Below are 19,368 nucleotides of genomic sequence, written 5' to 3'. Positions count from 1 at the left end.
CGAGGCCCCTGAATGACGGCCATCGATTCCGGGCGGCGGTCCGACCGGCTCGACCACGCGCGCCGGCTCGCCGAGGGCGGCGACCTCGACGGCGCGGCCGCGATCTTCGCGGAACTCGCCGCGGACGAGGACGCGCCGGACCGCGGCGAGGCCGGCGAAGGCCTGTCCGTCGTGGTCGAGCGGATGGCCGAGCGGCTGCTGGAGGACGGCGAGCCCGAGAGGGCCGCCGACGTGCTGCTCGAGGCGCTGTCGGTCAGCGCGGTGGCCGACCCGGCACGCCTGCGGGTGCTGCTCGGCATGGCGCACCTGGAGATGGCGTGCGCGCAGTTCGCCGGGGCCGTGGAGGACAGCCGCCAGGAGGGGGCCGACGCCGGCACCGGGGCGCTCGCGATCGAGCTGCTGGCCCGTACGCTGCCGCTGCGGGGCCGCGACGCCGACGCGGAGACCGTGTGGCGCTACGGCCTCGACCACCCCGACGAGGCGCTGGCCGACCAGGTGCGGCTGCGCCTCGGGCGGGACGTGCGCCCCGCCATGGAGGGCGTCGAGGGCTGAACCGGGGACCGGTTCAGCGCTGGGAGCGGCGGCTGATGGCGTAGGCGAAGTTGACCGCGACGATCCCGCCCCAGGCGAGCAGGAGCCCCGGAAAGTGCCCGGCTCCGGCCGCGATGGCGGTCAGCGGGATGCCGATGCCGAGTGAGCCGAGGGCCAGGCCCACGGCGCCGTCCTTCTGCTTGGGCTGGTTGCCCGGGGGCTGGTGGTGCAACTGGGCCGCCACCTCGTTGCGTACCCGCGCGGCGATCTCGACGTCGAGCTTGTCGAGGAACGAGTCGACCAGCGCGTCCTCGTACTCCGGACCGAGGTCGCGGCGGGCCGCCATGACGGCGCGCAGGTCCTCGCGGGTCGAGGAGGCCGCCGGCGGCGGAGGGACGGGGCGCCCGGGCGCGGGCGGCTGCTGCGATGCGATGTCCGTCACCATGACATTCTGGCCCCTTTCACGGGGGCGTGCCATCCTCCGATCGGAGGGTCGCCTCCTCCCGCTTCAGTCGGACCCGCTACCGTCACCGGCATGGAGATCGAGACCCCGCACGGCCGCGCCCTGGCCGAGGTGGACGAGGCGGCCGATCCCCGGCTGCTGCTGGTCCTGACCCACGGGTCCGGGGGAGGTGTCGACGCCCCGACCTGCTCGCCGTACGGGACGCGGTGGCTGGCGGACGGGGGGACCGTCGGCACGGGTGACGCAGCCGTTCCGGTTGCGCGGCGCGCGGGCGCCGGGGTCGGCGGTCAAGCAGGACGAGGCGTGGCTGTCGATCGTCGCCGCGCTCCGCGAGCGCCACCCGGGCCTGCCGCTCGTCCAGGGCGGGCGGAGCAACGGCGCGCGGGTCGCCTGCCGCACCGCGCGTGCCACCGGGGCCGAGGCGGTGGTGGCGCTCGCGTTCCCGCTCCACCCGCCGGGCAAGCCGGAGCGGTCACGGGCGGAAGAACTGCGGCAGGCGGGGACCCCCGTGCTCGTGGTCAACGGGGATCGGGATCCGTTCGGCGTGCCGGACGAGAAGGACGCCGCACGTCTCGTGGTCCTCCCGGGGGAGGGGCACGAGTTCAAGAAGGACCCCGCCCGGGTGGGCGAGGTGGTGGCGCGGTGGCTGCGTTCGCCTAGGCCGCGCTGATGGCCATGTCGGTGGGGCGGTGCGGGGCGATGACGCCGCCGTCGGGCAGCAGCTCGCCGGTGTCCTCGAACAGCACGACGCCGTTGCAGAGCAGGCTCCAGCCTTGCTCGGGGTGACAGGCTATCGTGCGGGCGGCTTCTCGGTCCTTCGCGTCCGCGCTGGGACAGGCCGGTTCATGAGGGCACATCGCCGGGGCTCCGTGTCTTTATCGTTCGCTCGTTTTGTCTTCCGGGTGTCCGTGGGGTATGACGCACACCACACTGGACTACACCAGTTTGCGGCTCGGCCGCATCCGTACGACATAGTCAGTTCGGAGCATTTCCGCCGGTCGGGCAGGGGACCCGGCCGCACCCCGAGCAGGCTCACGCGCACTGATGTGACCTAGTACACAAGAATGCCCCATTGGAGGCAACGGTCCGGCCTCGACACGCCGACGGCCGGGTAACCGACAGATCACAGATTCCGGTCACCGGAAGCGGCCGTTGCGGACGACCCGGAAACCCCAGGTCTCAGCCGCCGAGGCCGGCGATCAGCGCGTCGAGGCCGTGCTCGAAGTCGCGCTCGCCCTCGGCGGTGCGGGCGTCGCGCACCTCGGCGTCCGGGTCGGCCCATCCCGACTGCTGGACCTCCACCGCCACGCTGCCGAACACGTAGGCCCGCAGCGCCCGGACCGCTCCGGCCGGGTCGCCCGCCCCCGCCTCGCGCAACTGCTCGGTCTGCTCCCCGATCGCGATGAGGGCCGACCCCTTCGGCGGCTTGGTCAGGGCCAGCGACAGCACGCCCGGGTGCTCGAGAAGCGCCGCACGGCTCGCACGGGCCCAGGCGCGTGCCCTGTCCTGCCAGGTGGCGGCGGTGGCCGGATCGACCTCCACGGTCGTCACGTGCTCGGCGAGGGCGTCCATCAGCGCCTCCTTGCCCCGCGGCAGGTGGTGGTAGATGGCCATGGCCTCCACCTGGAGGGCGTCGCCGAGGCGGCGCATGGTCAGCCGGCGCAGGCCCTGGCCGTCGGCGATGTGCAGGGCGGCGTCGATGATCCGCTCGCGGGACAGGGGGACGGGTGGTCGCTTGGCAGGCACGGCGATCATGCTGCCACATCGGGCCTTACTTCGTAAAGGGCGGCGCACCCTGCGGTGCGGGCCCCCGCGCGGAGCGCGTACGCTACCGGTTGCGACGCGAGTTCGATACCGAAGGGGCTGACGATGGCGTTTTTCCGTCCGCGGGTGAGCCGGGAGGCGGAGGTCCGCTACCACGCGGATCTGGAGATCCGGAAGAACTTCGACCAGGTGCTGGAGAAGGTCCGGGTGGCGCAGCGGCGGTTCCAGGAGGCGAAGGCGGCGGGCGCGCCGCTCCCCGAGCTCCGCGAGGCGGCCCTGGGCCTCGACGCGGCCCTGACCGAGGCGCTGCGCGCCGCGGAGGCGGGCCAGCGCGCCACGTTCGGCGTGAAGTCCTACGACAGCAGGATCGCCCGGCGCAAGGCGAAGGCCACTCCCGACGGCGCGCTGTGGACCGACGAGGTGAACCGCCTGCGCACGCTGCGCGAGGCGCACCGCCTCAGCGGCATCCCCCGGGTGCCGCGCGCCTCCAAGACGGGCGACCCCGCCCGCCTGACCCCGCGCGACGTGCGCAAGGGCCTGGCCGCCGCGCACCACTAGGCACGAGCGAGCAGGCCACGCAGGCCCGCCCGCTCCGCGCTGTGGGCGTTCCTGCACCGCCTCCGCGGCGGAAGAAGGGACGACCACCAGGCCGGCTGAAAAGCCGTACGCCGCACCCCCTGAGGGCGCGGGCCGCACGGATATGTGAATCAGCTGGCCCAGTTCTCAGCTGGCCCAGTCGAGCAGCGGGCGGGTGTTGCTCGGGTGGCGCAGCTTGGACAGCGACTCCTTCTCCAGCTGGCGGATCCGCTCCCGGGTCAGGCCCAGGTGCTTGCCGATCTCGTCCAGCGTGTGGGGCTTGCCGTCGGCCAGGCCGAAGCGCAGGCTCATGATCTTGGCCTCGCGCGGGGACAGGTTGCTCAGCACGCCCTTGAGCTGCTCGGCCAGCAGCTGCCGGTCGACGACCTCGGACGCCTCGGGGGAGTCGACGTCCTCGATGAGGTCGCCGATGCGGGTCTCGCCGTCCTCACCGATGGTCGAGTCGAGGCTGATCGGCTGCCGGCTGGTGCGCAGCAGCTCCTCGATCTGGTCCGGGGTCTTGTCCAGCTCGACGGCCAGCTCCTCCGGCGTGGGCTCCCGGCCGAGCCGCTGGTGCATGTCACGCTCGACGCGCGACAGCTTCGACAGCATCTCCAGCACGTGGACGGGCAGCCGGATCGTCCGGGCAGAGTCGGCGAAGCCGCGCTGGATGGCCTGCCGGATCCACCACATGGCGTACGTCGAGAACTTGTAGCCCTTGGTGTAGTCGAACTTCTCGACGGCGCGGATCAGGCCGAGGTTGCCCTCCTGCACGACGTCGAGCAGGGCCATGCCGCGGTCGGTATACTTCTTGGCCACCGAGACGACCAGGCGGAGGTTGGCCTCCAGCATGTGGTCCTTGGCCCGCCTGCCGTCCTCGATGACCCACTCCAGGTCCTCGCGCACGTGCGGGGGCAGGTGCTCGCCGTTCTCGAGCGCGGTCTCCAGCTTGTACTCGGCGTACAGACCGGCCTCGATGCGCTTGGCCAGCTCCACCTCCTGGGCGGCGGTGAGCAGCGTACGGCGGCCGATGGACTTCAGGTAGGTGTGCACCGAGTCGCCCATGACCGAGGAGGTGTCGTCGAGGTCGAGCGTCTCGCCGTCCTCCGCCTCGGCCTCGTCGGCCTGCAGCTCCTCCTCGTACGGCTCCTCGTCGGCGGCCTTGGCCGCCTTCTTCGCGGCGCTCCTGGAGGCCGGCGCGCTCTGGGCGGCCTGCGCCGCGGCCTGGGCGGCCCGGCGGGACTTCCTGGCCGGCGCCTTGGCCGGGGTCCGCGCCCCCGTCTCGGCGGTCGTCTGCGCGCCCGGCTCGTTCTCCGTGCCGTTGTCAGCGGCCAGGTTCACGCCCGCCTCGGTGAGCTCGCGCAGGATCGAGCGGCCCTCAACGGGGCTGACGCCGGCCTTCGCGAAGGCCTCGCGCAGCTCCGACAGGGAAAGGCGACCCTGTGCACGGCCTCGCTCCAGCAGCAGGTCGAGCGTCGTCGGGGTCGCCTCGCGCTCGGGCGAGTCCGCCACGGCGGTCCGGGGCATGAGGACACCTCCTCCTTGCGGAGTTCATGGTTGGTTCGAGGTTTGTGATGCTTGCGATCGGGGCGCGGCGTCCGGCGGCTCAGCGCACCAGTATCAATAACGCTCTCGCGCCTGGTTTGTTCCCTCACCCCGCGGGGGAGGTCTGCCGGATTCGGCGGAGCGGCCCGGTCATTCGGGGATGATGACGCTGACCTCGGGCACAGGCATGGGGTCCGCGCCCTCGGTGCGCTCGCGCGTCCAGTATTCGGCGACCCCGTCCGGGTCGTCCGTGAGGACCTTGGACGTCACGCCGGAGTCGTCGGCCTCGGGAGTGGACCGCGCCCCGGTGAGGTCGCGGCCGGAAGCGTCGGGGGAGACCTCGACCGATTGCCCGTGGCCGCCCGTCGCGGGGCCGAGCTTGGCGGCGGGTGCGTCGCCCACCTTCGCGACGTCATCCAGGCGGCCGGCGAAGGCGGCGGCCGTGATCGACGCTCCGCCCACGATGACGACGCCGACGAGCACGGCGGAGGCCATCGTCTTCTGGGCCGGCGTGAGGCGGATCGGTTGCATGCGGCGTCCCCTTCCCCTGCTCTTACAGACGCACGAAGGTCATCCGCGGTTCCGGTTCTTGAGTTCGACCATATCGGGTTTGCCGTTCGGCAGGAGCGGGATCTGGGACACCAGCTCGACGGCGCGCGGCGCGGCGTAGGCGGGCAGCCGCTCCTTGGCGAAGTCCCTGAGCTCGCCGAGCGTCACCTCGCCACCGTCGCGGGGAACCACGACGGCGACCACGATCTCGCCCCACTCGGGGTCGGGCCTGCCCACCACCACGACGTCGCGTACGGCCGGGTGCCCGGCCAGGACCTCGGCGACCGCTCCGGCCACGACCTTGCGGCCGCCGGTGTTGATCACGTCGTCGGCCCGGCCCAGCACGGTGAGCCGTCCGTCCTCGATCGAGCCCAGGTCGGAGGTGACGAACCAGCCGCCCTCGAAGGGCCGTTCCTCGCGCAGGCGGTAACCCGAGAACAGCACCGGGCCCGCGATCCGCACCCGTCCGTCGCCGCCGATCTTGACCTCGACTCCGTCGAGCGGCACGCCGTCGTACACGCACCCGCCGCTCGTCTCGCTCGAGCCGTACGTGGTGACGACCCTGGCTCCCGCCGCGCGGGCCTCGGCCAGCAGGCCCGAGGGGGCGGCGGCCCCGCCGAGCAGGATCGTGCCGAAGGCCGCGACGCCGGCCCCCGCGTCCAGCATCCGCCGCAGCTGGGTGGGGACCAGCGAGACGTGGTCGGCCCCGCTCGCGGCGACGTCGGCGGGTGAGAAGCGCGCGTGGACGATCGGCTCGGTGCCGCACAGCAGCGACCTGACGAGCACCTGCGCGCCCGAGATGTGCGACGGCGGCAGGCAGCACAGCCAGCGGTCGCCTTCGCGGGCGCCGAGCCTGGCCAGCGAGGCGCGGGCCGAGGCGAGCAGCGCCTCGGCCGTCAGCTCCACCCCCTTCGGGGTGCCGGTGGAGCCGGAGGTCGCGATGATCAGCGCCGCGTCGGACGGCTCTCCGTCCGGCATGCGCCGGACGCCGTCGGCGGTGACGACGTGGGTGGGGCGCAGCGCGGCGAGCGTCGCCTCCAGCGCGGGCCGCGGCAGGTCGGGCGACAGCGGCAGCACGGCGGGCCCGTCGCCGGTCAGGGCCTGCCGTACGGCCTCGGACAGGGCGGGCCCCGGAGGCAGGACGAGGGCGTGCACGGGTCGCTGTCCCGGGCGGCGTCCCGGGTGGTGTCCTGGACTGCTGAGCACGGTCGTAAGGTTAGTCCCGGCGCGGTGGCCGGAGGCGACCGCCTGGTCGGAGACGGCGCCTGGTTGCTGACGGCGCCTGGTTGGTGACGACGAAGGAGCGGGTGTGACGAGCGGGGTCGACTGGAAGCGGTCGGGCGAGTACGAGGACATCATCTACGAGACCGCGGAGGGGATGGCGAAGATCACGATTAACCGCCCCGAGCGGCACAACGCCTTCCGGCCCACGACCTTGTTCGAGCTCCGCGAGGCCTTCAACCGCGCCCAGGAGGACACCGAGGTCGGTGTGATCATCTTCACCGGCGCCGGGGACAAGGCGTTCTGCTCGGGCGGCGACCAGAAGATCCGCGGCGACGACGGCTACGTGGACGACAAGACCCACGGCATCGGCCGGCTCAACGTCCTGGACCTGCAGGTGCAGATCCGCCGCTGCCCCAAGCCGGTCATCGCCATGGTGGCGGGCTACGCCATCGGCGGCGGCCACGTGCTGCACGTCTGCTGCGACCTGACGATCGCCGCCGACAACGCGAGGTTCGGCCAGACCGGTCCGAAGGTGGGCTCGTTCGACGGCGGGTACGGCTCCTGGCTGCTCGCCGAGACGGTGGGCCTCAAGCGGGCCCGCGAGATCTGGTACCTGTGCCGCCAGTACGACGCCCAGACCGCGCTCCAGTGGGGCCTGGTCAACGCGGTGGTGCCGCTGGAGCGCCTGGAGGAGGAGACCGTCCAGTGGGCCCGCGAGCTGCTGGAGAAGTCGCCCCTCGCGCTGCGCATGCTGAAGGGCGCGCTCAACGCGGTGACCGACGGCGCGGCCGGCATGCAGCAGTTCGCCGGCGACGCGACGCTGATCTACTACATGAGCGAGGAGGCCCAGGAGGGCCGCGACGCGTTCAAGGAGAAGCGCAAGCCGGACTTCTCGAAGTTCCCCCGCCGCCCGTAGAAGGGCGAGCGATGACGGCGGCCTCTCCGTTTTGCCGTACGCTTGCGGCTGCGGGAACGGGAGGAGACGGGCGGGTGGACAGGAACCGGGCCGGTCTGGGCGTTCTAAATCTGGGCGTTCTGGAGGCGCGGCGGTGAACCCGGCGACCGCCCTCTCGACCGTCCTGATCGACGAACTGGTGCGTTGCGGGGTCACCGACGTGGTGCTCGCGCCGGGCTCCCGGTCGGCGCCGCTGGCGCTCGCCGCGCACGCCGACTCACGGGTGCGGCTGCACGTGCGCGTCGACGAGCGGTCGGCCTCGTACGTCGCGCTCGGCCTGGCCAAGCGGTCCGAGCGCCCGGTGGCCCTGATCTGCACGTCGGGCACGGCGGCGGCCAACTTCCACCCCGCCGTGATCGAGGCGTCCGAGTCGGGCGTGCCGCTGCTCGTGCTGACCGCCGACCGGCCGCCCGAGCTGCGCGGCACCGGCGCCAACCAGACGATCGACCAGGTCAAGCTGTACGGCTCGGCCGTGCGCTGGTTCGCCGAGGTCGGCGTGCCGGAGGAGCGGCCGGGCCAGGTGGCCTACTGGCGGTCGCTGGTGTGCCGGGCCTGCCAGCGCGCCGCCGGGCCGCCGGACCCCGGGCCCGTCCACCTCAACGTGGCCTTCCGCGAGCCGCTGATCCCCGACGGCGACGCGAGCTGGTGCGAGCCGCTGGACGGCGACGCCTCCGGCGCGTGGTTCCGGGCGCGGGTCGCGCCGCCCTCCGCCGCCCTGCACATCCCGCCGACCCGGCGCGGGGTGCTGATCGTCGGCGACGGCGCGCCAACGTGCGGCGATACGTCGCCGCGGCGGGCATGGCGGGCTGGCCCGTGCTGTCGGAGCCCAACGGCGGCGGCCGGTACGGCGACCACGCGATCTCGACCTACCACTTCCTGCTGGGCGACCAGGAGTGGGCCGACGCCCACCGGCCCGACGTCCGTGGTCACCCTCGGCCGCCCCGGGCTGTCGCGCCCGCTGCTGTCGTGGCTGCGCCGGGCCGAGGAGCACATCGTGGTGGCCCCCGACCTGACCCGGTGGCCCGACCCGACCCGCTCGGCGACACAGGTGGCCCAGGCCGTGGAGATCCCCATCGCGGCCGGTGGGGACGCCTGGCTGCGTGCCTGGCGGCACGCCGACCACGTGGCCCGCGAGGCGATCGACGCCGTGCTCGACTCCTCCGGGCTGACCGAGCCGCGGCTGGCCAGGGACCTCGCCGAGGTGCTGCCCAACGGCTCGCTGCTGTTCTGCGGGTCCTCCATGCCGATCCGCGACCTCGACCAGGCCATGCGCCCCCGGCGGGGGCTGCGGCTGATGGCCAACCGGGGCGCGTCGGGCATCGACGGCCTGGTCTCCACCGCCGTCGGGGCCGCGCTCGCCCACAACGGCCCGGCGTACGCGCTGATCGGCGACCTCACGCTGCTGCACGACCAGAACGGCCTGATCCTGGGCCCGCGCGAGCCCCGGCCCGACCTGTGCCTGGTGGTGGTGAACAACGACGGCGGCGGGATCTTCTCGCTGCTGCCGCAGGCCGCGCTCGAGGACCCGTTCGAGCGGGTCTTCGGCACCCCCCACGGGGTGGATCTCGGCTACCTGGCCGCCGCGAGCGGCCTGCCGTACGCGCTGGTCGAGGACCCCGAGGAGCTGTCCAGGGCGATCAAGGGGGACGGCCTGCGAATCGTGGAGGCGCGCACCGACCGGGTGGGCAACGCGGCCGTCCATGTCGCGATGCGCGACGCCGTACGCGCGGCGATGCGCGACTGATCGTCTTCCGGTCGGAGGCGGGGCGGGCCCGTCCTCCTAACGGGTTACCGGCCTTGGTCCTTTCGGCGGATGCCGCACCCCCGGGGCGACGGCAGAATGGGTGCTGTTACCGCGTTGAGGGAGTGAGATGCACGTCGACGAGTGGCTGCAGACCATCCCGTCCGTATGGGTCTACGTGCTCGTGGGCGCCGTCATCGGGCTGGAGAGCCTGGGCATCCCGCTCCCGGGTGAGATCGTGCTGGTGAGCGCCGCGCTGCTGTCGTCCAGAGGGGTCGTGGACCCCGTGGTCCTCGGGCTCTGTGCGAGCGGCGGCGCGATCGTGGGGGACTCCATCGGCTACCTGATCGGCCGCAAGGGCGGACGGGCGCTGTTCGACCGGCTGGGACGGCGCTTCCCCAAGCACTTCGGCCCCGCGCACATCGCCAAGGCGGAGCACATGTTCAACCGCCACGGGATGTGGGCGGTGTTCTTCGGCCGCTTCATCGCCCTGCTGCGGATCCTCGCGGGGCCGCTGGCCGGGGCCCTGCACATGCCCTACTGGCGCTTCCTCGTCGCCAACGTCCTGGGCGGCGTCGCCTGGGCCGGCGGGACCACGGCCGCGATCTACTACCTGGGCGTGGTGGCCGACAAGTGGCTCAAGGGCTTCTCGTGGGTGGGGCTGGTGATCGCCGTCCTGGTCGGCCTGGGCACCACGGTGTGGCTCAAGCGCAAGGCCGCCAAGGCGGTGGGCGAGGAGGAAAGCGTGCCGGAGACCGTCAGCGCCTCGTAACGCGCCGTCCGTTTTCCGCCAGCCTCACGGATGGCCGGAAGGCCACGATGAGGGCATGGCGTTCGAGATCAGGGCCATCGAGCCCGACGTGCTTGACCAGCTCAGGAAGACCGACGACGCCGGGCGCCGGCCGCGCCGGATCGTCGAGGAGGAGGGCGGCAACCCGCTGCGCTGCTGCCTGCGCCGTTCCCGGCCCGGGGAGGCGGTCCTGCTCGCGGCCTACGCGCCGCTGCGCCGCTGGGCGCTGGAGACCGGCGCCGACCCCGGAGCGTACGAGGAGGTCGGGCCGGTGTTCGTCCACGAGGAGCCGTGCGAGGGACCGGAGCCCGGCTATCCGGCGGCCATGGGCGGTCCGCGGCGGGTCTTCCGCACCTACCGCGCCGACGGCTCCATCCTGAACGGGCACCTCGTGGAGGCGCACCAGTCGGCCGACCCCGTCGCGGCGTCGATCCTGCTGGACACCCTGCTGGAGGATCCGGAGACGGCGGTGGTCCATGTGCGGGCCGTGGAGTTCGGCTGTTTCCTGTTCGAGGTACGGCGCGGCGTGTTGGAGAATCCCACTACGAGCGCCGCGCCGGTTCGTTGAGGTGAACGAAGCAGCGGCGGGAAAGGACGCCTAGCGTTCGGGCAACGGCCAGGCGACGAAAGGACCCCTCCGATGGCTGACGTGGCAGGACGATGGCAGACCCGGCTCGGTGAGCTGATCGCCGAGTATGAGGTCCCCGGAGCGACCCTGGCCTACCTGCACGAGGGAGAGGTCCACGAGTTCGCCGCCGGGGTGCTCAACGTCGCCACCGGCGTCGAGGCGACCCCCGACTCGCTCTTCCAGATCGGCTCGATCACCAAGCTGTGGACCTCGACGCAGATCATGCTGCTCGTCGAGCAGGGACGGGTCACCCTCGACACCCCGGTGCGGGAGATCCTGCCGGAGTTCAAGGTGGCCGACCCGGAGGTGACCAAGACGGTCACCCTCCGGCACCTGCTATCGCACACCTCGGGCATCGACGGCGACCTGTTCCTCGACACCGGCCGGGGCGACGACTGCCTGGAGAAGTACGTCGAGGCGTGCGCGGACCTCGCCCAGAACCACCCGCTCGGCGCCACCCAGTCGTACTGCAACTCCGGCTTCTCGGTGGCGGGGCGGGTGGTCGAGCGCCTGACCGGTCAGGTGTGGGACGCCGCGCTGCGCGAGCAGGTCGTCGAGCCGCTGGGCCTGACCCACACCTGGACCCTGCCGGAGGACGTCCTGCGCTTCCGCGCGGCCATGGGCCACATGGGCGGCGCGCCCGCGCCGATGTGGGGCCTGATGCGCTCGGCCGGGCCCGCCGGGCTGATCTGCGCCCGCGCCGCCGACGTCGTGGCCTTCGCCCGAGCCCACCTCGACGGCGGCCTGCTGGCCGACCCGCGGGCGATGTGGGAGCCGCAGGTGGACGTCCCCAACCCGCACACACTGGGCAGGCAGTGGGGGATCGGCTGGATCCTGGACGAGTGGGACGGCCACCGGGTGATCTCCCACGGCGGCAACACGATCGGCCAGGCGGCCATGCTCTGGGCGGTCCCCGACGCGGGCACGGCCGTGTGCGTGCTGGCCAACGGCGGCCAGACCTCCGCCTTCCAGCACGCGGTGGCCACCGAGCTGTTCGCCGACCTGCTCGGCCTGGCCGTCCCGCCCGTGCTCGGCCCGCCGGCCGAGCCGTACGAGACCGACGTGGAGCGGTACGCCGGGGTCTACGAGCGGGCCGGCATGCGCATCACGATGACCGTGCGCGACGGGGTGCTCGCGACGCACATGGAGGCCACCGGGGCCCTCGCCGGGGCGCAGCCGCCCATGGACGTCGACCTCGTTCCGGTGGACGACGTCACCTTCGTCGGCCGCCCGCAGGGGCAGCCCGACTGGTGGTCGGCGGTGTTCTTCCGGCTCGCCGACGGCACGCCGTACGTCCACCTCGGCGCGCGGGCCACGCCCAGGATCGGCTGAGGCGGGGGGGATGACCGCACGGCCGCGCGCCAGCCTGCGCCGGGTCCTGGAGGACCTCGGCAGCACCGTACTCGACGTGGCCGCCTCACCCGGTGACCTCGACGCCGAGGTCACCGGGGTGCACATCTACGACCCCCTGGACGAGCCGCTGCTTCAGGAGGGGGCTCTCGTGCTCGCCGTCGGGGTGGACTCGGCGAGCGGGTCCGGGCCCTGCTGGACGCGGCCGGTCCGGCGGCAGGCGTCGTCGTCAAGCAGCCGGTGGAGGTGGACGAGCCGCTCCGCGCGAAGGTCCTGGAGACCGGCGTCGCGGTGCTCGGCCTCACCCGCGCCGCCTCCTGGGCCCAGGTGGCGGCGCTGCTGCGCTCCCTGCTGGCCGAGCTCCGGGGCGAAGGCGATCTCGCCGAGCCCGGACAGCCCCCGCCGGACGGCCTGTTCTCGCTGGCCAACGCCGTGTGCGCGCTGCTGGACGCGCCGGTGACCATCGAGGACCGCTCCTCGCGGGTGCTGGCGTACTCCGAGCGGCAGGAGGAGGCCGACGCCGGGCGGGTGGCGACCGTGCTCGGCCGCCAGGTGCCGGAGCGGTATCGGCGGATGCTGGAGGAAGGAGGCGTCTTCCGCCGGCTCTACCAGAGCCGCGAGCCGATCTACATCGAACTCGACGACGAGGGGATCAACCGCGCGGCGGTGGCCGTCCGCTCGGGGGACGAGATCCTCGGCTCCATCTGGGCCGCGGTGCGCGAGCCGCTGAGCGAGCAGCGGCGGCGCGCGCTCGCCGACGCCGCCAAGATCGTCGCGTTGCAGCTCCTGCGGCAGCGCGCCGGGGCGACACCAGCAGGCGGCTGCGCGCCGACCTGCTGTCGACCGTGCTCGCCGGCGGCCGCGACGGCGGCGGAGGCGGCGGGCCGGCTGGGCGTCGCGAGCGAGCACCTGTGCGTGCTCGCGGCCCAGCTCACCGAGGAGACGTACGACGACGCCGCCCGGCTGGAGGGCGACCGGCAGCGGTTCTGCGACGCCCTCGCCCTGCACGTCGGGGCCATCCACCCGAAGGCCGCCGCCGCGCTGGTCGGTTCCGTCGCCTACGCCGTGCTGCCTCTGCAGGCCGGCGGGCAGGAGGAGACGCGGGCCGTGAGCGTGGCGGAGAGTTTCCTGACCAGGGTCGGCCCCCGGCACGCGGCCAACATCGGCGTGGGGCGCCTGGCGGCCGACCTCACCGAGGTGGCGCGCTCGCGGGCCGACGCCGACCGCGCGCTGCGGGTGCTGCGCGCCAGGGGCGCCTCCGGCCAGGTGGCCGGGTATACGAGCGTGCACTTCGAGGCGTTGCTGCTCCAGCTGTCCGATCTGGTCAGGGCGGACAAGCAGGCGCCCACAGGGCCGTACGAGCGGCTGCTCGCGTACGACGCCGAGCACGGCAGCGAGCTGGTCGCCACCCTGCGGGCCTACCTGGACGCCTTCGGCGACGTCAACGCCGCCGCCGCGCGGGTCCACGTGCACCCCAACACCTTCCGCTACCGCCTCAAGCGGCTGACGGAGATCGGCGGGCTGGACCTGGCCGACCCCGACGCGCGGCTCGGCGTCATGCTCCAGATGCGGATCTTCGGCCGATAACGCGCCGCGCGCCGTTCCGGGGCCATGCCGTTTCCTGCGGTGGACGTGACGCGGCCTCAGGGTTCGCGGGCGCGGAGGTACGCGTCGAGGCCGGCGGCGCCCTCGAGCATGGCGCGGCCCCGGGCGGACAGGCGGGCCTGCCAGTCGCGCAGGGCCGACTCCAGCGGGGCGACGCCTCCGGCGGAGCGGACCTGAGCGATCAGCGGAGCGATCTGCTCCAGCAGGTAGCCGCCCCGCCTGAGCTGGTGGGCCAGCCGGGCGTCGCGTACGTCGGCCGCGCTGTAGATCCGGTAGCCGGTCTGCGGATCGCGGCGCGGGCGGACCAGCCCGGCGTTCTCCCATTTGCGCAGGGTGGCAGGGCGGAGGCCGAGCCTCCTGGCCAGGGGTCCGATGAACGAGTCGCCGCGCTCCTCGGGCACGGGCGCCAGATCGCGGAGCGCGGCTTCGACGGCCTGGAGGGTGCGGCGGTCGTCGAGGAGCTGGCCGTGGCTCTCGTCGATGAGCCGCAGCGCGTCCTCGGTGGCGCCCCGGTTGACCGCCTGCATGATCGACGTGGCTGTCCGGTGACCGTGCCCGGTCACGAGGGCGAGGAACGCGCGCAGGGCTTGCGCGTGCAGCGGCGTGTAGGTGCGGTAGCCGTGGACGGTGCGTTCGGCGGCGGGCAGGATGCCGGCGTCCTCGTAGTTCCTGATCGCCTGGGTGGACAGGCCGTGCTCGCGCGCCAGGTCCACTGGCCTCATGGATGCATCACCGATTGAAGGTCCATCGCGGTGGAATGGGGGTTTTCGGGGAAAAGTTTACAAGGAAGGTTCAGCGATACCGTTGAAGGCATGGACATCAAGGACATGGCCCGGCAGCTCGATGGCGCGGGCATCTCGGCGTTCCTCCGGTCGCTTCCCGCCGAGCCCCTGCTGCTGGGCCTGGGCGAGGCCAGACACTTCGTGGGGGAACTCGGCGAGTTGCGCAACGAGATCTTCCGGCATCTGGTCGAACACGAGGGCTACCGGTCGTTCGCCATCGAGAGCGACTGTCTCATGGGCCTCGTGGTAGACGACTACATCGCGACGGGCACGGGCACGCTCGACGACGTCATGGAACGCGGCTTCAGCCACGGTTTCGGCGCCTCACCGGCCAACCGCGAGCTCGTGCGCTGGATGCGGGCGTACAACGAGGAGCATGACGAAAAGCTCCGGTTCTTCGGATTCGACGGCCCTCTGGAGTATTGGGCGGCGAGCCCGCGCCAGGCGCTCACCGCCCCTCTACGCCCTCCTCGACGGCCCGCTCCTCCCCAGTGTGGTAACCGGGGAAACCCTCGACACGCTGCTGGGCCCGGACGACCGGTGGTCGAACGAGGCCGCGGCCATGGATCCGTCCCAATCGATCGGCCGGTCCGCCGACGCTCAGCGGCTGCGACTGATCGCCGACGACCTGGTGGCGCTGCTCGGCGCGCAGCGCCGCAGCTGAGCGCGGAGGACAGGGAGCGGGCGGCACTGTACGGGCGCACCGCCACCGGCCTGCTCCGCTACCACTACTGGATGGCCGACGCGTCCCCGGCACGGTGGACCCGGCTGTCGGCCCTGCGGGACGCGATGATGGCCGCCAACCTGCGTGCCGTCGCCGAGCACGGCCCGGCCCTGGTCTTCGCCAGCAATCTCCACCTGCAGCGGAACAAGAGCCTGATGCCGTTCGGCGACCAGGTGCTGGAGTGGTGGAGCGCCGGAGCGATCACCGCGACGCATCTGGGCGACCGGTACGCCTTCCTGGCCTCGGCCTTCGGCACGGTCGCCGACGACGCCCCACCCCCGAACACCGTCGAGGGCATCCTGTCCACGCTTCCGTGGGACCGATCTCTCGTCGACGCCCGCCGCCTGGCCGAGGCCATCACGAAGCCGGACCCGCGCATCTCCCGCGATTTCGCCTACTTCCCGCTGGACCCGGCCCAGCTCGGCATGATCGACGGCGTCGTCTTCCTCAAGTTCCTCAAGCAGGTTGCCGAGCTGGGGTGACCGGAGCGCATCGACGTGCAACTTATGGTTGCGCGAATGCCGGCCTCCCGATAGCCTGATGTGCAACCAAACGTTGCAGGAGGCTGACGTGGAGTTCGGCACCATCGAGCGCGAGATCTACATCGAGGCGTCACCGGAGATCGTCTTCGAGGTGGTGAGCAGCCCCGACCACCTCAAGGAGTGGTGGCCGGACGACGCCAGGTACGAGCCGGCGCCCGGAGCGGCAGGGGAGATCGTCTTCGGTGACCGCGACGCCGGCGGGGCGGTGGTGTCGTTCACCGTCGTGGACGTGCGACCGCCGCGGACGTTCTCGTTCCGCTGGACCCACCCGGCCGGCGAGATCGCGGCCGAGGGCACCTCGCTGCTGGTCACCTTCGACCTGACCCCCTCGGGCGGTGGGACGCTGCTCAAGATGACCGAGTCCGGCTTCCGCGAGATGGGCTGGGAGGCGGCGGTCCTCGAACAGCAGTACCGCGAGCACGTCACCGGCTGGGACTTCTACCTGCCGCGGCTGGCGCCGTACGTCGCGACGCTGCGGGTGCGGCCGTGAGCGCCGCGGCGGCCGAGGACGTCGACGACGACCTTTGGTCGGCGATCGGAGACCCCACCCGGCGCCGAATGCTCGACCTGCTGCTCGTCGAGGGCGAGGGCACCGCGACCTCGCTGGCCCAGCGGCTCCCGGTCACCCGGCAGGCGGTGGCCAAGCACCTCGGCGTCCTCGACCGGGTCGGCCTGGTCAGGGGGACGCCGGCGGGCCGGGAGAAGCGCTATCGGGTGGACGACGTCCAGCTCGCCCGCGCGGTGGCCCAGCTGTCCTCGGTCGGGGCGGCGTGGGACGCCCGGCTGCAGCGGATCAAGCGGATCGCCGAGGCGATCCAGCGCACCCAACAGGACTGACGAGCTCAAGGAGAGCCGAACATGGTGGACATCCTGCACAGGATCGGCGTCAAGACCACGACGCCGCAGAAGGTGTACGACGCGCTGACGACAGTCGAGGGCCTGGCCGGCTGGTGGACCGACGACACGAAGGGGAGCGGCGACGCCGGCGGCGTGCTCGAGTTCCGGTTCCCGGTCGGCGGCTTCGACATGGAGGTCGTCGAGCTGCGGCCGTCGGAGCGGGTGGCCTGGCGGGTGGTCGACGGCCCCGAGGAATGGATCGGGACGACGATCGACTGGAATCTGCGCCAGGACGGCGACTACACGATCGTGCTGTTCGAGCACCGGGGCTGGAAGGAGCCCGTGGAGTTCATGCACCACTGCAGCACCAAGTGGGCCACGTTCCTGATGAGCCTGAAGTCCCTGGTGGAGACCGGCGAGGGCGCGCCGGCGCCCCGGGACGTGCAGATCAGCGACTGGCACTGAGCCGGGCGCGCGCCTTGTTCAGCGGGACCGGGGATGTAGCCCGTCGAGGATGAGCTGGGCGATGTGCCCGGAGCGCTCGCGGCTGGTCTCCGCGCCGGCGTGGCGGATCGCGGCGAAGGCGCCGGCGACCAGTGCCATCACCTCGTCGACGGTGAGGTCGGGGCGCACGGCGCCGGCCGCGTGCGCGCGCTCCAGCAGGTCCGCGACATGGCGCGTGAGATCCGCCGCCACATCCGGGGCGGCGGTGCGCAGGTCGAACTCGGCGGCCACCAGGGCGCTCTTCACCGCCACGTTCTCCGCGCCGCTGGCCATCATCGCGGACAGCAGCGTGAACAGGGCCGCGGGATCGCCGGTCGCGGCCAGTGCCTCCGCTTCCGCCACCAGGTGCCTGAGCTGGTCGGTCGCGACGGCGAGATACAGCGCTTCCTTCGTCGGGAAGTGCCGGTGGACGGTGCCGGGGCCGACGCCCGCACGGCGGGCGATCTCATCGAGCGAGACGCCGAGACCCTCCGTCGCGAACAGTTGTTGCGCGGTCCGCAGGACGCGCTCGCGATTGCGGCGGGCGTCGGCCCGCAGCTCCCGGTCGCTCCCGTGCGGTGCCGTCGGGTTCGCCGCGACTGATCGAGGTGGCTGGCTGGACATGTCGATATCAGCATAACCGGGGCGGCGCACCGAATAGTATGGCCATAACCGGGGCGGCGCACCGGTTGGAGCCCGCGCCGCTCGTCATGACCAGAACCGCCGGCCACGAGGAGACCACGCCGATGACCACACGCGAGGATGCGGCCGCCACAGTGGAGCTGGTGCGGCGGATGCAGGAGTGCTTCAACAGCCGGCGATTCGACCAGGCCGCCGACCTGCACACCCCGGACTTCTTCAGCCATCCGCTCGGCGTCCCGGGGTTCGAGGCGGGCAAAGCCGCCTGGCGCGCGCTCGTCGCCCGGTTCCCCGACATACGTGTCGTCGCGCAGGACATCCTGGTCGACGGCGACAAGGCCGCCGTACGCTCGACCGTCGAGGGGATCACGGGCCCGGACGGCGACGTGCGGCCCATGCTGTTCGAGATCTTCCGCATCGACGACGGCCGGTTCGCCGAGATGTGGGGGGCCAGCACGGGATTCCCGCCCGCGGCCAGCCCCGAGGACGTGGCCGCCGGGTGAGCCGCGGGCGCCTGTGCCGATCAGGCGTCAGAGTGGGATCCACTCGGTGGCGACGGTGACCTCGTCCAGCAGTGACGGGATCGGCTCGACCCCGATGCCCGGGCCGGTGGGCACGGTCAGATGCCCGTCCTCGAGCTCGAAGGGCGGGGTGATGTCGGTGCTGTAGTAGCGGCGGGAGCCGGAGGTGTCACCGGGCAGGGTGAAGCCGGGCAGCGCGGCCAGCGCGACGTTGGCCGCCCGGCCGATCCCGGTCTCCAGCATGCCGCCGCACCACACCGTGACGCCGTGGGCGCGGCACAGGTCGTGGATGCGCCGGGCCTCCAGGTAACCGCCGACCGGCCGGGCTTGATGTTGACGACCGAGCAGGCGCCGAGGGAGATGGCCGCCGCCGCGTGCTCGGCGGACTCGATCGACTCGTCCAGGCACACGGGGGTGCTGATCGAGGCGGCCAGCCGGGCGTGCTGGACCATGTCGTCGTCGGCCAGCGGCTGCTCGATGAGCAGCAGGCCGAACTCGTCCAGCCGCGCCAGGTGCGGAGCGTCGGCAAGGGTGTAGGCGGCGTTCGCGTCGACCTGCAGCGGCAGCTCGGGCCCGAAGCGCTCGCGCACGGCCCGTACGGGCTCCAGGTCCCAGCCGGGCTGGATCTTGAGCTTGATCCGGACGTAGCCCTCGTCCAGGTAGCCGGCGACGGCGTCGAGCAGTTCGGGGACGGAGTTCATGATGCCGACCGAGACCCCGGCGGCCACCCGGCTCCTCGTGGCGCCGAGGAAGTCGGCGAACGACTGCCCGGCGGCACGCAGGTGGGCGTCCAGCACGGCCGTCTCCAGCGCCGCCTTGGCCATGCGGTGCCCCTTGACCGGGCGCAGCGCCTCGTTCACGGCGTACGGCCCGGGCCGCGCGGGCAGCGCGGGGATCAGGAACCGGCGCAGCACGTCGGCCGCGCCTTCGGCGTACTCGGAGGAGTAGAGCGGCTGGGACATCGCCACGCACTCGCCCCAGCCCTCGGCGTCGGGCGTGACGACGCGCAGCAGCAGCACGTCACGCCGCGTCTCGGTGCCGAAGGACGTGCGGAACGGCGCGACCAGCGGCATCGCGATCCGCCGCAGCTCGATACCGGTGATTTTCATGCCCGTGGTT

General features: G+C 72.7%; 21 protein-coding genes and 2 pseudogenes. 14 read left to right on the top strand and 9 right to left on the bottom strand.

The genetic code is table 11. The features are described 5' to 3' along the window. Positions 1-12: 12 nt before the first annotated feature. Positions 13-552: a hypothetical protein gene (locus B1L11_RS08165; RefSeq protein ID WP_079313910.1), complete on the top strand. Its 540-nt coding sequence runs from the start codon at positions 13-15 to the stop codon at positions 550-552. Positions 553-565: 13 nt separating this feature from the next. Here the strand turns inward: B1L11_RS08165 and B1L11_RS08160 are convergent, their stop codons facing one another. Then, positions 566-976 (bottom strand): hypothetical protein, encoded by a 411-nt coding sequence (locus B1L11_RS08160; RefSeq protein WP_079313909.1) that lies wholly within the window; start codon positions 974-976, stop codon positions 566-568. A gap of 90 nt (positions 977-1,066) precedes the next feature. Here B1L11_RS08160 and B1L11_RS08155 point away from each other — a divergent pair. Further along, positions 1,067-1,664: pseudogene (locus B1L11_RS08155) on the top strand (alpha/beta family hydrolase). Here the strand turns inward: B1L11_RS08155 and B1L11_RS08150 are convergent. Both B1L11_RS08150 and B1L11_RS08145 read right to left on the bottom strand, forming a co-directional pair. Next, on the bottom strand, positions 1,651-1,851 hold the full coding sequence (locus B1L11_RS08150; RefSeq protein ID WP_079313908.1) for a DUF5999 family protein: 201 nt from the start codon (positions 1,849-1,851) through the stop codon (positions 1,651-1,653). The pseudogene B1L11_RS08155 and the gene B1L11_RS08150 sit on opposite strands and share 14 nt — an antisense overlap. A 322-nt stretch (positions 1,852-2,173) precedes the next feature. Continuing rightward, positions 2,174-2,749, bottom strand: coding sequence for a TetR/AcrR family transcriptional regulator C-terminal domain-containing protein (locus B1L11_RS08145; RefSeq protein ID WP_079313907.1), 576 nt, complete (start codon positions 2,747-2,749; stop codon positions 2,174-2,176). Between the two features lie 114 nt (positions 2,750-2,863). Between B1L11_RS08145 and B1L11_RS08140 the strand changes: the two genes are divergently transcribed. Beyond that, entirely contained in the window at positions 2,864-3,316 is a 453-nt protein-coding gene (locus B1L11_RS08140; RefSeq protein ID WP_204050879.1) for a hypothetical protein, read from the top strand. A 165-nt stretch (positions 3,317-3,481) separates the two neighbouring features. Here B1L11_RS08140 and B1L11_RS08135 read toward each other — a convergent pair whose 3' ends face one another. The 3 genes from B1L11_RS08135 to B1L11_RS08125 all read right to left on the bottom strand — a co-directional run bounded on the left by B1L11_RS08135 (position 3,482) and on the right by B1L11_RS08125 (position 6,634). Continuing rightward, positions 3,482-4,861: an RNA polymerase sigma factor gene (locus B1L11_RS08135; RefSeq protein WP_079313905.1), complete on the bottom strand. Its 1,380-nt coding sequence runs from the start codon at positions 4,859-4,861 to the stop codon at positions 3,482-3,484. A 168-nt stretch (positions 4,862-5,029) separates the two neighbouring features. Further along, the gene (locus B1L11_RS08130) at positions 5,030-5,410 is read right to left on the bottom strand and encodes a hypothetical protein (protein WP_079313904.1); all 381 of its coding nucleotides are present in this window, start codon (positions 5,408-5,410) and stop codon (positions 5,030-5,032) included. Between the two features lie 39 nt (positions 5,411-5,449). Then, the gene (locus B1L11_RS08125) at positions 5,450-6,634 is read right to left on the bottom strand and encodes an AMP-binding protein (protein ID WP_256862332.1); all 1,185 of its coding nucleotides are present in this window, start codon (positions 6,632-6,634) and stop codon (positions 5,450-5,452) included. A gap of 103 nt (positions 6,635-6,737) precedes the next feature. Here B1L11_RS08125 and menB point away from each other — a divergent pair, with 103 nt between their 5' ends. The 6 genes from menB to B1L11_RS08095 all read left to right on the top strand — a co-directional run bounded on the left by menB (position 6,738) and on the right by B1L11_RS08095 (position 13,703). After that, on the top strand, positions 6,738-7,568 hold the full coding sequence (gene menB / locus B1L11_RS08120) for a 1,4-dihydroxy-2-naphthoyl-CoA synthase (protein ID WP_079313902.1): 831 nt from the start codon (positions 6,738-6,740) through the stop codon (positions 7,566-7,568). A 133-nt stretch (positions 7,569-7,701) separates the two neighbouring features. After that, entirely contained in the window at positions 7,702-9,351 is a 1,650-nt protein-coding gene (menD, locus tag B1L11_RS08115) for a 2-succinyl-5-enolpyruvyl-6-hydroxy-3-cyclohexene-1-carboxylic-acid synthase (RefSeq protein WP_256862331.1), read from the top strand. Positions 9,352-9,478: 127 nt separating this feature from the next. Continuing rightward, positions 9,479-10,120 (top strand): DedA family protein, encoded by a 642-nt coding sequence (locus B1L11_RS08110; protein WP_079313901.1) that lies wholly within the window; start codon positions 9,479-9,481, stop codon positions 10,118-10,120. A 55-nt stretch (positions 10,121-10,175) separates the two neighbouring features. Further along, positions 10,176-10,706: a DUF1203 domain-containing protein gene (locus tag B1L11_RS08105; RefSeq protein ID WP_079313900.1), complete on the top strand. Its 531-nt coding sequence runs from the start codon at positions 10,176-10,178 to the stop codon at positions 10,704-10,706. 72 nt (positions 10,707-10,778) lie between these two features. Beyond that, positions 10,779-12,098, top strand: coding sequence for a serine hydrolase (locus B1L11_RS08100; RefSeq protein WP_079313899.1), 1,320 nt, complete (start codon positions 10,779-10,781; stop codon positions 12,096-12,098). Positions 12,099-12,362: 264 nt separating this feature from the next. Then, entirely contained in the window at positions 12,363-13,703 is a 1,341-nt protein-coding gene (locus B1L11_RS08095; RefSeq protein ID WP_218670963.1) for a CdaR family transcriptional regulator, read from the top strand. 56 nt (positions 13,704-13,759) lie between these two features. Here the strand turns inward: B1L11_RS08095 and B1L11_RS08090 are convergent, their stop codons facing one another. Next, on the bottom strand, positions 13,760-14,443 hold the full coding sequence (locus tag B1L11_RS08090; RefSeq protein WP_079313898.1) for a TioE family transcriptional regulator: 684 nt from the start codon (positions 14,441-14,443) through the stop codon (positions 13,760-13,762). 90 nt (positions 14,444-14,533) lie between these two features. Here B1L11_RS08090 and B1L11_RS08085 point away from each other — a divergent pair, with 90 nt between their 5' ends. The 4 genes from B1L11_RS08085 (at position 14,534) to B1L11_RS08070 (ending at position 17,071) form a co-directional block, all read left to right on the top strand. Then, positions 14,534-15,709 (top strand): erythromycin esterase family protein, encoded by a 1,176-nt coding sequence (locus B1L11_RS08085; RefSeq protein WP_079313897.1) that lies wholly within the window; start codon positions 14,534-14,536, stop codon positions 15,707-15,709. Between the two features lie 88 nt (positions 15,710-15,797). Further along, entirely contained in the window at positions 15,798-16,259 is a 462-nt protein-coding gene (locus B1L11_RS08080) for an SRPBCC family protein (protein ID WP_079313896.1), read from the top strand. Further along, the gene (locus B1L11_RS08075) at positions 16,256-16,606 is read left to right on the top strand and encodes a helix-turn-helix transcriptional regulator (protein WP_079313895.1); all 351 of its coding nucleotides are present in this window, start codon (positions 16,256-16,258) and stop codon (positions 16,604-16,606) included. Before B1L11_RS08080 ends, B1L11_RS08075 begins: the two co-directional genes overlap by 4 nt. 21 nt (positions 16,607-16,627) lie before the next feature. Beyond that, positions 16,628-17,071, top strand: coding sequence for an SRPBCC domain-containing protein (locus B1L11_RS08070; RefSeq protein ID WP_079313894.1), 444 nt, complete (start codon positions 16,628-16,630; stop codon positions 17,069-17,071). Positions 17,072-17,089: 18 nt separating this feature from the next. Here the strand turns inward: B1L11_RS08070 and B1L11_RS08065 are convergent, their stop codons facing one another. Next, entirely contained in the window at positions 17,090-17,713 is a 624-nt protein-coding gene (locus B1L11_RS08065; RefSeq protein WP_079313893.1) for a TetR/AcrR family transcriptional regulator, read from the bottom strand. A gap of 122 nt (positions 17,714-17,835) precedes the next feature. Between B1L11_RS08065 and B1L11_RS08060 the strand changes: the two genes are divergently transcribed. Next, complete coding sequence (locus B1L11_RS08060) at positions 17,836-18,231, top strand: ester cyclase (protein ID WP_079313957.1); 396 nt, start codon at positions 17,836-17,838, stop codon at positions 18,229-18,231. Positions 18,232-18,258: 27 nt separating this feature from the next. Here the strand turns inward: B1L11_RS08060 and menC are convergent. Beyond that, a pseudogene (gene menC, locus B1L11_RS08055) lies at positions 18,259-19,358 on the bottom strand (o-succinylbenzoate synthase). Between the last annotated feature and the right edge of the window lie 10 nt (positions 19,359-19,368).

Source organism: Microbispora sp. GKU 823 (assembly GCF_002027145.1).
Taxonomy (GTDB): domain Bacteria; phylum Actinomycetota; class Actinomycetes; order Streptosporangiales; family Streptosporangiaceae; genus Microbispora; species Microbispora siamensis.
Note: the sequence above shows the minus strand (reverse complement) of the source record. Positions and strands in the feature narration are given on the sequence as shown.